The sequence below is a fragment of the Actinorhabdospora filicis genome, from assembly GCF_030269765.1.
Taxonomy (GTDB): Bacteria; Actinomycetota; Actinomycetes; order Mycobacteriales; family Micromonosporaceae; genus Actinorhabdospora; species Actinorhabdospora filicis.
The window spans coordinates 114,337-126,270 of record NZ_BSTX01000006.1; the positions used below are offsets into that span (position 1 = coordinate 114,337).

Sequence of the window (11,934 nt, forward strand, 5' to 3'; positions counted from 1 at the left end):
AACAAGATCAACACATGGCCGGGGCAAGCTCTCCGTGTTCCATCTTCTGATGAAGACGCGGCCCCCGCCATGTTCGCTCCCCCGCGCGTGCCTTCGGGGGCCGCGTCTTCACTGGTCGATGGCATCGGGGTCGCTCGATCCCTGCGCCGGGACGATCAACGGGGGTCGTTCCGGCTTGCAAGCATGCCCAGAAACGGAGATTTCCGTGCCCGAACATTCTTTTGAGAAGGTCTGGGCGACGCGTCGCCCAGACGCCGGTTCCGACACGCTGGTCCGGCTGGCCGAGGGCATCGGCTCGCCGATCTTCTGCTTCCACACCGAGAACGGCGGCAGCGGAGAGATCCGCGAGCTCGGCGACACGATCCGCGACCGGCGTCCGCTCTACTCGACCGAGGCCATCGGCCTGCACGACCGCAGCACGCCGCCGGCCACCATGACCGAGATCGTGGCCCGCCACCTGCGCGACATCCGCCGCGTCCAGCCCGGCGGCCCCTACCGCCTGCTCGGCCTGGGCGCCGGAGGCCGCCTCGCCCACGAGGCCGCCCGCCAGCTCCACGCCGCCGGTGAGCACACCGCCGTCCTGGCCATGGTCGACACCCCCGCCCCCGGGGGCGAGAATCTCGGCCGTCACCGCGACCTGCGCGACCTGTACGACTTCCGCCTGGACGTGCTCTCCCGTGTTTTCGGCACCCGCGACGCCCGCGCCCTCATCGCCGAGATGTCGAGCGTCGGCTGGGCCGAGTCCGGTACCGATCCCACCTCCTTCCATTGGCATCAGGTCGTTTGGGCCGCCGCGCGCCTCGCCGACGTCGAGCACGTCCCCGTGCGCTACCCCGGCACCGCGATGCTGATCCAGTCCGCCGCCGCCCCCCGCGACCTGGGATGGCGTCCCCTCGTGGGCCAGCTGCGGATCCGCACCGTCACCGCCGAAGGCCTGCGCGATATCCTCCGCGATCCCCGCACCCTGGACGGCCTCCGGCGGGTGTTCGGATTAGTCACCACCGAACCGCCGCCCCGCCGACCGCGGCCACCACGGCCACCACGGCCGGAGGCACGTCCGGTGCCCCGGCCGGCGGCCCCGGCGCTGGCACGACGGACGACACCCCGGACGACACCCTGGTCAACGCCCGGGACGGCACCGTCGCCGCTCCCGCCGGTGACCGCCCCGCCGAAGGCGAGCGGGCCGGCCCGCCGCCCCCGGATCCCGCAGCACACCGGGAAGCCCGGCTCACACCAGGCCGGAGCCCTGGTGCGCCAGCGGATCTCCCACTGCCCCGCCATCGGCGGCGCCTGCCACCGCCGGTCCGGTTGAGGCCGCCCGAGCCACCGGACAACCCCAACATCCCCTACTCCTGCCCGCCACCACCCGCCCTACGCCGCCCCGCCCGATCCGCAGCCCGACCGGCCCCTTCGCCCGATGGGAGCGCACGAGGACGACACGAACACCGAGGCCGCGATTGACGGGAGTTGACGCGCGTGAACTGGGTTTACGGCCACTCCGCCTGGCAGGAACGCCGGGCCATGGGAGCACCGGGACACCGACCGGCGACACTTCAATCGGTAGCACCGCGACCGGCCGTGCTTCAACCGGTGTTGCCCCGACCTGCGATGGCATCACGCCGGGTGGGCGCCCGCGACTCGAACGGGAGCCGACCGGAGCGAACACCGGCGCAGGTGCCGATCAGCGTGACGGGCATGGCGCGCCCATCGCGCAGGTCTGCGACGGCGAATGCCGCGGACATGGTGGGTATCCGAGGGTGAGGACCTTCACCCATCGGCCGCACATGTCGGGCATCGACCCGATACCGCCGGGCCACTGGCCACTGGCCGTGGGCTGTGGGCCGTGGGCGAGGCGGTTGGCACCGCCAGGCCACCGATCGCGGTGACCCGAGCGGAACCGAGCGCATCCGCCAGGCCGTACGGGAAACGGCCGCCGCGCCGGTGAACCGCGCCCGTGACTCCGGCCGTGAGAGCGGGCGGACCCGGCAGACGCGATGTCGGCAGAAGCCAATGTCGGAGTGCCGCTCTCCGGCACCGCCCGACCCGGACCCAGCCCGGCTCCAGCGCTCACCGTTCCCCAACACCGCCTGACCCCGGTGCCGCTTGGTCTCTGGCGCCGCCTAGCCCCGGTGCCCTCTAGCCCCGGTGCCCTCTAGTCCCGGTGCCCTCTAGCCCCGGTGCCGCTTGGCACCGCCGCCTGGCCTCGGCACCGCCTGGCGCCGAGTGCCGCTTGCCCCCATTGCCTTCTGGCCCTGGCGCCGCTTTGCCCGGTGCGGCTTGGCCCCTAGCGCCGCCTGTCCCCGGTGCCGCCTGGCCCCAGTGCGGCATGGCCTCGGCCACCTCGGAGGTGGTCCAGGTTGAGCGATTCCGGCATTGATCACCACGACATCGAGGTAGCCCTGATCGTCGCCCGTCGCCCGTCGCCCGTCGCCCGTCGCCCGTCGCCCGTCGCCCGTCGCCCGTCGCCCGTGCCATGGCCCATGGCCCGTCGCTTGGGACCCGTGGCTTGTGGCTTGTGGCCTGTCTCGCTCGTCTCCTGCCCACTCGTCACCCGACTCATGTCGCCCGTGGCCCGTGGCCTGTCGCCCGGTCCGGATGACCGGCGGCGTGACGGTGCCGAGGCCGCCCGGGGACATGGGTTCCGGGACATGGATTCCGGGAGATGGGTTCCGGGTGGGAGCGGGACTCCCTCCCCCCTCCTTCCAACCTCCGTCACCCCTTGACGGAGTCCGGTGTGCGGCTCGCTTCAGCGTTCGCTGTCGAGGTGGTGCATCTGGGCCTCGGCGTAGCGGGTTCCCGCGGCCGAGCCGGCTGGGACGGCGTCCTCGATCGCGGCGAGGTCGGCGGGGGTGAGTTCGACGCGGGCGGCGCCGAGGGCCTCGGCCAGCCGGTCGCGGCGGCGGGCGCCGACCAGGGGGACGATCGTCGCGTCCTGCGCGGCGACCCAGGCGATGGCGATCTGCGCGACGGTGGCGTCCTTGGTCTCGGCGAGTGCGCGGAGGGCCTCAACGAGGGCCAGGTTGTGGGCGAGGTTCTCGCCCTGGAAGCGCGGGCTGAAGCCCCGGAAGTCACCGGCGGTGAGCTCGCGGGAGGCGTCCCAGTGCCCGGAGAGCAGCCCACGGGAGAGGACCCCGTAGGCGGTGACGCCGATGCCGAGCTCGCGCGCGGTGGGGAGGATGTCGGCCTCGATGCCGCGTGAGAGCAGCGAGTACTCGATCTGCAGGTCGGAGATGGGGTGGACGGCGTGGGCGCGGCGCAGGGTCTCGGCGCTCACCTCGGAGAGCCCGATGTGGCGGACGTGACCGGCGTCCACGAGTTCGGCGATGGCGCCGATGGTGTCCTCGATCGGCACCTCGGGGTCGAGGCGGGCGGGACGGTAGACGTCGATGTGGTCGGTGCCCAGGCGGCGCAGGCTGTAGGCGGCGAAGTTCTTCACCGCGGCCGGTCTCGCGTCGTAGCCGAGCCAGGCGCCGTCGGGACCGCGCAGGGCCCCGAACTTGACGCTGATGAGGACGCCGTCGCGGTCCCGGCCGCGCAGGGCCTCGCGCAGCAGCATCTCGTTGTGGCCCATGCCGTAGAAGTCGCCGGTGTCGAGCAGGGTGACCCCGGCGTCGATGGCGGCGTGGACGGTCGCGATGGACTCGGCGTCGTCGGCGGGCCCGTAGAGGTCGGACATGCCCATCAGCCCCAGCCCGAGGGCTGAACTGACGAGTCCGTGCGCGCCGAGCGAGCGGCGGGCGAGAGTGCCGGTGATGGCGGACATGATGCGGCTCCAGTGCTTGAGTGCGTTGCCTGAGTCGGCTGGAAGGTCGTTCGCCTGATCGACGAGGTGATCGTCGGTAACGGAATCAAGTTAGCACAGATCCGTGACCGTTGGCAACATGTCCGCGTGAGCGACGATTCTCGCAGGTGAGAGGGCTTGGAGTGACATGTGATCACGGCCCGGTGTTATCGTCGATGCATGACCGACTCGCCCCGCGACCGCATCCTCCACACCGCCGCGCGCCTGCTCGCCGAAGGCGGCCGCGACGCGGTGACGACCCGCGCGGTCAGCGCCGACGCAGGGGTCCAGCCGCAGACGATCTACCGCCAGTTCGGCGACATGCGCGGCCTGCTCGCGGCGGTCGCGAGCCTCGGTTTCGCCACCTACCTTGAGTCGAAGCGGGCGCAGGAGACCGAAGGCGACCCCGTCGCCCGCCTCCGCGTCGGCTGGGACACCCACGTCGAGTTCGGCCTGGCCAACCCCGCGCTGTACACGCTCATGTACGGCGATCCCCGCCCCGACGCCGAGTTCCCGGCCGCGCGGGAGGGCCGCGACATCCTGCGCGGCATGGTGCAGCAGCTCGCCGCGGCCGGACGCCTGCGCCTCGGCGTGGACGCCGCCGCGGCGATGATCCACGCCGCCGGTGTGGGAGTGGTGCTCGCCCTCATCGCCGACCCCGGCTCACCGGCCGAGCTCTCCGCATCGGTGCGCGAGGCGATCCTCGCCGCGATCGTTGCGCCCGAAGCCGCCCCCGGGAACGGGCACGGAGGAGTCACCGGGCTGGAAGTCGTCGCGACCCGCGCGATCGGGCTCAAGGCGGTTCTGCCGGACGCGCACGGCAAGCTCACCCCGGGCGAATCGGCGCTGTTCGCGGAGCTGCTGGACCGGCTGAGCTAGGCGGGCCGGGCGCGGGTCGGGATGGCGGCTCGCGTGAGGTGAGCCGGTGAGGTGGGCGTCCTCAGTCGGCCTGATCCACCGGGAGAGCCACGACGAACGCGGAGTAGGGCAGCTCCAGGCTCTCGGCGATTTTGCGTACGGTCGCTGCTTGAGGCTGCTGCCTGCCGGAGAGTACGGCGGAGAGCGTCTGCCTCGCGATCCCGATGTGCGCGGCTTGGGAGGCGTAGGTGAGCAGCCCACGGCTGAAGAGCGCGGAGAGGATCACGGCCGGCTTGAGATAGTGGTCGGGCATTCTCGGATCGTGCCGTGGACGCGGTCGGCGCGGTACCGAGTTTCAGGTGGCGGCGTGGGCGATCGCTCACGCGGTTGAGACGCTCGGGCTCGGGCCGGACGACGCCCACTGTGGACGGTGCATGCCTTCGGTGCTCCAGGCACGCGAAAACGGCCCGCGTGGGAGAACGCGCCGCGCCCGACCGCCTCAGTCCTCCTCCCGCCGCCAGCGGAGCTTCGCCTCCTCGGCGTCCATCAGCCCGTGCTTGACGAGGCGGGAGCGGATCGCGGACCGGCGTCGGCCGAAGTGATGCGCGAGCGCGGCGACATCGGTTCCGGCGGTGAAGCGCTCGATGAGGAGCGCGTCGTCGCCGGTGTTCGGGTATTGGGCGCTGCGCTGGTCCACGCGAAACGGACGCCGGTGCCCAGCGTGACGAATCCGGAAGTGGTCATGGCCCGGCACACTAAACGGCCGGTGCGACAAATCCTCCCTAACCGCCGCCCGCCTCGATCATCGCCACCAGCTCGCTCTCCTCGTCCCGTACCGCCAGGGCGGTCTCGACGAAGGCGCGCACCGCCGGATTTCCGCCGTCGGTCTCGCGCCAGGCGAGGGCGAGGGTCGAGCCCGGCGCGTCCTCGATCGGGACGTAGCGCAGGCCGCCGCGTCCGACATAGCGTTCGAGTCCGGCGACGGTGACGGTGACGGCCACTCCGGCGGCGACCATCTCGACTTCCTCGCTCTGGGTCGCCGAGTCGAGGACGCGGCGGGGGGTCGCGGGTGGGCGGTGGGCGTCGAGGGTCCAGTAGCCGCGCCATACGGGGTCGGGGGAGGCGCCCATGACGAGTTGTTCGGCGGCGACCTCGGCGGCGGTGACGGTGGGGCGGGCGGCGAGGGGGTGGCCGGCGGGGAGGACGGCGACGAGGGGTTCGGTGAAGAGGGGGACGGTGGTGAGCCCGGTCGTGGCGAGGGGGAGGCGCAGGAGGGCGATGTCGGAGGAGCCGTCGGCGAGACCGGCGGAGGGGGTGGCGAAGCCGTACTCGTGCAGGTCGAGGCGGACGGCGGGATGGCGGGCGGCGAAGGCGCGCAGGAGCGGGGTGGTCAGTTCCATCGCGGCGCCGATCAGGAAGCCGAGGCGCAGTGGGGTGACGCCGTGGGCGCGGCGGGCGGCGGTGACGCCGGCGTCGATGACGGCGAGGGCCTCGCGGGCGGCGCCGGCGAAGACCGCTCCGGCCTCGGTGAGGGCGACGCTGCGGGTGGTGCGGTGGACGAGTTTCGCCCCGACCTCGGCCTCCAGCTCGCGCAGCTGCTTGGAGAGGGCCTGCTGGGTCATGAACAGCCGGGCGGCGGCGCGGCTGAAATGCAGCTCCTCGGCCAGGACCGTGAAGTAACGCAGGCGACGACTCGACACATCCACAACCGGAAATTGTAGATCGGTGCCGGAGAGGTTGTTTCACTCCGCGCGCCGCGTTTGCCAGGGTAGCCCGCATCACAGTGTGGAGGGTCACATGTCCGCATGGCGCAATTGGAGCGGCGGCGTCCGCGCGAATCCCGCGCGCGTGGTCGCGCCCGCGACCACCGGCGAGGTCGTGGACGCGGTGCGCGCCGCCGCGCGCGAGGGGCTGCGCGTCAAACCGGTCGGCGCGGGCCACTCGTTCACGTCGATCGCGGCGACGGACGGGGTGCAGCTGCGCGCCGACCGGCTCAACCGGGTCGTCGACGTCGACCGCGACAGCGGCCTCGTAACCGTCGAGGGCGGTATCTCGTTGTACGAACTGGGACCGCTTCTGCACCGGCACGGCCTGGCGATGGAGAACCTCGGCGACATCGACCGGCAGTCCATCAGCGGCGCCGTCTCCACCGGCACACACGGCACCGGCGCCGCCATCGGGACGATCGCCACCCAGATCCGCGCCATGCAGCTGGTCCTCGCCGACGGCGAGGTCGTCGACTGCTCCGCCGACGAGCGCCCCGAACTGTTCGCCGCCGCGCGCGTCGGACTGGGCGCGCTCGGCGTCATCACCCGCGTGACGCTCCAGTGCGTCCCGGCCTTCGCGCTGCACGGCGTCGAGGAGCCGCTGCCGATCGACGAGGTCCTCGACGGCATGGACGAACTCGCCGACACCCACGACCACTGGGAGTTCTTCTGGTTCCCGCACGGCCGCACCGCCCTCACCAAGCGGCACACGCGGCTGCCGGGGGACGCTCCCCTCAAACCCATCGGGAGGCTGCGCCACATCATCGACGACGAGATCCTGTCCAACGGCGCGCTCGGCGCGATCATGCTCACCGGCACCGCGATACCGGCCACGATCCCGCCGCTGACCCGCCTCGCCGGGCGCGCGCTGTCCCGCCGCGAGTACGTCGACACCTCCTACAAGGTCTTCGCCTCCACCCGCCGGGTCCGCTTCTTCGAGGGTGAATACGCCATCCCCCGCGAGGCGGCCGCCGAGGTGCTGCGCGAGATCCGCCACTGGGTCGACACCCACGACGAGCGCGTCTCGTTCCCCTTCGAGGTCCGCTACGTCGCCGGGGACGACATCCCCCTCGCCCCCACCTACGGCCGCGACTCCGTCTACATCGCCTTCCACCAATACCGACGCATGCCCTACCGCCGCTTCTTCGACGCGATGGAGGACATCCTCGGCGCCGCCGGCGGACGCCCCCACTGGGGCAAACTGCACCGCCTCGACGCCGCCGCCCTGCGCGAGAAGTACCCGCGCTTCACCGAGTTCACCGCCCTGCGCGACACCCTCGACCCCGGCCGCCTCTTCACCAACGACTACCTCGACCGCGTCCTGGGGGCACCGTGACCTTCGCCGACCTCGACCGCGCCACCCGCGACCTCCAGCCGCCCTTCGCGGTGGTCGACACCGGCGCGTTCCACCGCAACGCCGCCGACATGACCCGCCGCGCCGGGGGCAAACCCATCCGGCTGGCCTCCAAGTCGATCCGCTGCCGCGCCCTCACCCGGGCCGCCCTCGCCGTCCCCGGCTACCGGGGCGTCCTCGCCTACACCCTCCCCGAGGCGATGTGGCTCGCCGAGGACGTCGACGACGTCCTGGTCGCCTACCCCACCACCGACACCGACGCGCTCTGGCGGCTCGCCGGCTCCGGGCTCGCCGACCGCGTCACGATCATGATCGACGATCCCGCGCAGCTCGACCTCGTCCCGTCCGGCGCGCCCATCCGCGTCTGCCTCGACCTGGACGCCTCCCTGCGCCTCCTCGGCGCGCATCTGGGCACCCGGCGCTCACCGGTGCGCGACGGGGCCGGCGCCCGCGCGCTGGCCCGCGAGGTGGTCGCGCGGCCGGGCCTGCGGCTGGTCGGCGTGATGTCCTACGAGGCGCAGATCGCCGGTCTCGGTGACCGCGCGCGCCCGGTCGTCCGGCTGATCCAGGCGCTGTCCCGCCGTGAGCTGCGCCAGCGCCGTGCGGAGGCGGTCGCGGCCGTCGCCGAGGTCGCGCCGCTGGAGTTCGTCAACGGCGGCGGCACGGGCAGCCTGGAGAGCACCGCCGCCGAGGACGCCGTCACCGAGCTGGCCGCCGGGTCCGGCCTCTACGGCCCGGCCCTCTTCGACACCTACCGCGCGTTCCGGCCCGAACCGGCGGCGTTCTTCGCGCTGCCGGTGACGCGCGTCCCGGCGCCGGGCATGGTCACCGTCCTGGGCGGCGGCTGGGTCGCCTCCGGGACGCCCGGCCGCGACCGGCTGCCCACGCCGGTGTGGCCGGAGGGCCTCAAGCTGACCGCGATGGAGGGCGCGGGCGAGGTCCAGACCCCGCTGACCGGCGCGCGCGGCCTGCGCGTCGGCGATCGCGTGTGGTTCCGGCACACGAAGGCCGGTGAGCTGTGCGAGCGGGTGAACGAGCTCCACCTGGTGGACGGCGGCGAGATCCGCGACGTCGTCCCCACCTACCGGGGGGAGGGGAGGGCGTTCCTCTAGACCCGCGCGACCGCGAGCATGATCCGCGCCAGCCACGACAGCAGCCACGCCATGACCATCGGCGCCAGCAGCAGGAACGCACCGGCCGCAGCCCACTGCATCCACGTCGGGTCGGGGTACCGCTCCAGCAGCCGCTCGGCGAGCAGCGCGCCGCCCACGGTGAACACGAGGGTGAGGAGGAGCTCCAGGGCGCGGCCCGTCCACCAGCCGCGACGGCGGCGCGCCTTGATGAACCCGATGTAGGTCGCGCGCGCCAGCAGCGCGGTGAAGACGGCGAGGACGAGGCCGCGCGGCGGCCCGATCCACCACGACCCGAGCCACCCGAGGCCGATCGCGACGGGCCACTCGATCCATACGCGCGCGTTCCACAGGGTGCGGTGCTGGTCGCGCTGGTGATAGGGATCCATCCACGCGGTGTGGTACCCGGAGTAGACCACGGCGAGCGCCGCCCACGGGATGAGCAGGACCAGGACCTGTGCGACCGCCATCGCCGTCACGGGGATCCACCAGCTGAGCACGCGCGCCTCCTGTCCGAGCCGATGTTCGAGTATCGGGTGAGCGGGATCATCGCGGCCTGCCCGAAAGGGCCGATCTCGCGTACCTTTGCCGCGTGCTGCGGAACTTCTCACCGTCCGCCCTCGTCCGCCGGTACGGGTTGCTGGTGGCCGGACTGACCCTGGGCGCGCTGACCGCGGCGGCTCACCTGCTGTTCCTCATCGGTTCGGGACTCGCCTACGTCTTCGCCGCGCCCTTCCCCGGCGCGCGGACGGCGGTGCGGCGCGCGATCCTGGCCCGCGCGCACGCCTTCGCGCGGCTGGAGCTGCGGCGGCTCCAGCGCTTCTTCGGCGATCCGGGCACGCTGGCCTACTCCGGCCGCCGGGTGCTGCTGTACCTGGCCACGCGCCTGTGGGTGGGTGCCGCCGGTGGCCTGATCGTGTTCCTGCTGGTCATGGGGGGTGGCCTGGCCGGGGTGCTGGTGGCGCAGCTGCTGGACGGCGCCTTCAACGACGGCCCGGGCCTGTTCGTGGTGAACGTGTTCCTGGGGCTGGTGCTGCTGTTCGTGGACGTGCAGGGCATGTCGGGGCTGGCGGTGGTCGAGCGGCGTCTGGCGCGCGACCTCCTCGGTCCCAGCGGCACCGAGGAGCTGGAGCGGCGGGTCGGCGAGCTGGCGGCCAGCCGCGCGGCGGTGGTCGCGGCGGTCAACGACGAGCGGCGGCGCATCGAGCGGGTGCTGCACGACGGCGTCCAGCAGCGGCTGGTGGCCCTGGGGATGCTGCTGGGACGCGCCCGGCGCGGCGGCGACCCCGAACGCGCCGCCGACCTGGTCCGGCAGGCGCATGAGGAGACCGCCGAGATCCTGCGCGAGCTGCGCGACGTGTCGTGGCGGGTGTTCCCAGCGGCGCTGGACGACGGTGGGCTGCGCCCGGCGCTGGAGGCGGTCGTCGAGCGCAGCGCGATCCCGGTGCGGTTGTCCTACGGGCTCTCCGGCAGACTGTCGGCCGACCTGGAGACGGTCGCCTACTTCGTGGTGAGCGAGTCGGTGACCAACGCGGCCAAACACGCCGCCCCCGAGTGGATCGAGGTGGACGTGCGCGCCGAGGATGAGCGGCTGACGGTGACCGTCACCGACCCGGGCCAAGGCGGCGCCGACGCCACCGGCGGCGGGCTGTCGGGCCTGGCGCGCCGGGTCGCGGCGGCCGACGGGGAGTTCGCCGTCGACAGCCCCACCGGCGGCCCGACCGTGGTGCGGGCGGTGCTGCCGTGCGCCTGATCGTCGCCGAGGACTCCACACTGCTGCGCGAGGGGCTGGTCCGGCTGCTGGCCGAGGAGGGCCACGAGGTCGCCGCCGCCGTGGGGGACGCCGATGAGCTGATGGCCGCCCTGGCGGCCGTGGGGGACGTCGACGCGGTCACCGTGGACGTCCGGATGCCGCCGACCCACACCGACGAGGGCCTGCGGGCGGCGCTGCGGATCCGCGAGGAGCGGCCCGGGGTGGGCGTCCTGGTGCTGTCGCAGTACGTGGAGAAGCGCTACGCCACCGAGCTGATCACCGGTCACTCCGGCGGGGTGGGCTACCTGCTCAAGGACCGCGTCATGCACGTCGGGGAGTTCCTGGACGCCCTGGAGCGCGTCGGGCGCGGGGGAGCGGCCTTCGACCCGGAGGTCGTGCGGCAGCTGGTGGCCCGTACCTCGCATCGCGATCCCCTGGCGACGCTCACCCCGCGCGAGACGGAGGTCCTGGAGGTCATGGCCCAGGGGTGGACGAACGCGCGCATCGCCGAGGAGCTGCACATGTCCCTCAGCGCGGTGGAGAAGCACGCGGCGGCCATCTTCGGCAAGCTCGGGCTGACCCGGGGCGAGGGGTACAGCCGCCGCGTGCTGGCGGTGCTGCGCTACCTGGACTCGTGACGCCCGCGCGGCGCGCGCAACCTGGCCACCACGAACCACACGAACGCGATCACCACCGCGACGATGACCACTTTGGACAGCACGCCGACGTAGGTCTCCACCAGGTCCCAGCTCTCGCCGAGGTAGAAACCGGCCAGCACGAGCACGGAGTTCCAGATGAGGCTGCCGATGGCGGTGTAGAGCAGGAACACCGGCAGGGGCATGCGGGAGACGCCCGCGGGGATCGAGATGAGGCTGCGGAAGATCGGGATCATCCGGCCCAGGAACACCGCCTTGCGCCCGTGCCGCTGGAACCACGCCTCGGTCTTGTCGACGTCGGAGAGCTTGATCAGCGGCAGCTTCGCCGCGATCGCCCGGACCCGGTCGCGGCCCAGCCACGCGCCGATCAGGTACAGCGCGACGGCGCCCACCACCGAGCCGAGGGTGGTCCAGATGAGCGCTCCGGCGAGGGTCAGTTTCCCCTGGCTGGCGGTGAAGCCGGCGAGGGGCAGGATCACCTCGCTGGGGAGCGGCGGGAAGAGGTTCTCCAGTGCGATGGCCAGGCCCGCGCCGGGGCCGCCGAGCTTGTCCATCAGGTCCACGGCCCAGGCCGCGATGCCGCCGGGTTCGATCGTCGTCATGCAGGCGAAGTTATGCGGGCGCGGGCGCGTGGAC

At 72.8% G+C, this 11,934-nt stretch carries 11 protein-coding genes and 1 pseudogene; 6 read left to right on the forward strand and 6 right to left on the reverse strand.

Features of this window, described 5'->3' with window-relative positions; translation table 11 throughout:
- Window positions 1-205: 205 nt before the first annotated feature.
- Window positions 206-1,312, forward strand: a complete 1,107-nt coding sequence (locus QSK10_RS31190; RefSeq protein ID WP_285667018.1) for a thioesterase domain-containing protein — start codon at window positions 206-208, stop codon at window positions 1,310-1,312.
- Window positions 1,313-2,746: 1,434 nt separating this feature from the next.
- Here the strand turns inward: QSK10_RS31190 and QSK10_RS31195 are convergent.
- The gene (locus QSK10_RS31195) at window positions 2,747-3,763 is read right to left on the reverse strand and encodes an aldo/keto reductase (protein WP_285667019.1); all 1,017 of its coding nucleotides are present in this window, start codon (window positions 3,761-3,763) and stop codon (window positions 2,747-2,749) included.
- A gap of 198 nt (window positions 3,764-3,961) precedes the next feature.
- Between QSK10_RS31195 and QSK10_RS31200 the strand changes: the two genes are divergently transcribed.
- Entirely contained in the window at window positions 3,962-4,660 is a 699-nt protein-coding gene (locus tag QSK10_RS31200) for a TetR/AcrR family transcriptional regulator (protein ID WP_285667020.1), read from the forward strand.
- Window positions 4,661-4,721: 61 nt separating this feature from the next.
- On the opposite strand, the gene QSK10_RS31205 is transcribed toward QSK10_RS31200, so the two are convergent.
- From QSK10_RS31205 to QSK10_RS31215, 3 genes are all read right to left on the reverse strand, one after another.
- The gene (locus QSK10_RS31205; RefSeq protein ID WP_285667021.1) at window positions 4,722-4,952 is read right to left on the reverse strand and encodes a helix-turn-helix domain-containing protein; all 231 of its coding nucleotides are present in this window, start codon (window positions 4,950-4,952) and stop codon (window positions 4,722-4,724) included.
- A gap of 186 nt (window positions 4,953-5,138) precedes the next feature.
- On the reverse strand, window positions 5,139-5,336 hold the full coding sequence (locus QSK10_RS31210; protein WP_285667022.1) for a hypothetical protein: 198 nt from the start codon (window positions 5,334-5,336) through the stop codon (window positions 5,139-5,141).
- Between the two features lie 85 nt (window positions 5,337-5,421).
- Window positions 5,422-6,339 carry a LysR family transcriptional regulator gene (locus QSK10_RS31215; protein ID WP_285667023.1) on the reverse strand — a complete coding sequence of 306 codons (918 nt, stop codon included), beginning with the start codon at window positions 6,337-6,339 and terminating at the stop codon, window positions 5,422-5,424.
- Window positions 6,340-6,436: 97 nt separating this feature from the next.
- Between QSK10_RS31215 and QSK10_RS31220 the strand changes: the two genes are divergently transcribed.
- On the forward strand, window positions 6,437-7,741 hold the full coding sequence (locus QSK10_RS31220) for a D-arabinono-1,4-lactone oxidase (protein WP_285667024.1): 1,305 nt from the start codon (window positions 6,437-6,439) through the stop codon (window positions 7,739-7,741).
- On the forward strand, window positions 7,738-8,871 hold the full coding sequence (locus QSK10_RS31225; RefSeq protein WP_285667025.1) for an amino acid deaminase/aldolase: 1,134 nt from the start codon (window positions 7,738-7,740) through the stop codon (window positions 8,869-8,871). The genes QSK10_RS31220 and QSK10_RS31225 overlap by 4 nt, the downstream gene beginning before the upstream one ends.
- Here QSK10_RS31225 and QSK10_RS31230 read toward each other — a convergent pair.
- Window positions 8,868-9,389 carry a hypothetical protein gene (locus QSK10_RS31230; protein ID WP_285667026.1) on the reverse strand — a complete coding sequence of 174 codons (522 nt, stop codon included), beginning with the start codon at window positions 9,387-9,389 and terminating at the stop codon, window positions 8,868-8,870. The two genes, QSK10_RS31225 and QSK10_RS31230, sit on opposite strands and share 4 nt — an antisense overlap.
- Before the next feature lie 92 nt (window positions 9,390-9,481).
- Here QSK10_RS31230 and QSK10_RS31235 point away from each other — a divergent pair, with 92 nt between their 5' ends.
- Together QSK10_RS31235 and QSK10_RS31240 are read left to right on the forward strand one after the other, a co-directional pair.
- A complete protein-coding gene (locus tag QSK10_RS31235; protein WP_285667027.1) occupies window positions 9,482-10,642 on the forward strand; it encodes a sensor histidine kinase in 1,161 nt (386 codons plus the stop codon).
- Window positions 10,633-11,280: a response regulator transcription factor gene (locus tag QSK10_RS31240; RefSeq protein ID WP_285667028.1), complete on the forward strand. Its 648-nt coding sequence runs from the start codon at window positions 10,633-10,635 to the stop codon at window positions 11,278-11,280. The genes QSK10_RS31235 and QSK10_RS31240 overlap by 10 nt, the downstream gene beginning before the upstream one ends.
- 5 nt (window positions 11,281-11,285) lie before the next feature.
- On the opposite strand, the pseudogene QSK10_RS31245 reads toward QSK10_RS31240, so the two are convergent.
- Window positions 11,286-11,900, reverse strand: a pseudogene (locus tag QSK10_RS31245) (DedA family protein); the annotation flags it as partial.
- Between the last annotated feature and the right edge of the window lie 34 nt (window positions 11,901-11,934).

Excerpts from the sequence above, each read along its gene's own strand:
- QSK10_RS31195 (WP_285667019.1), bottom strand. The coding sequence starts at position 3,763 with ATGTCCGCCATCACCGGCACTCTCGCCCGCCGCTCGCTCGGCGCGCAC.
- QSK10_RS31200 (WP_285667020.1), top strand. The coding sequence starts at position 3,962 with ATGACCGACTCGCCCCGCGACCGCATCCTCCACACCGCCGCGCGCCTG.
- QSK10_RS31205 (WP_285667021.1), bottom strand. The coding sequence starts at position 4,952 with ATGCCCGACCACTATCTCAAGCCGGCCGTGATCCTCTCCGCGCTCTTC.
- QSK10_RS31220 (WP_285667024.1), top strand. The coding sequence starts at position 6,437 with ATGTCCGCATGGCGCAATTGGAGCGGCGGCGTCCGCGCGAATCCCGCG.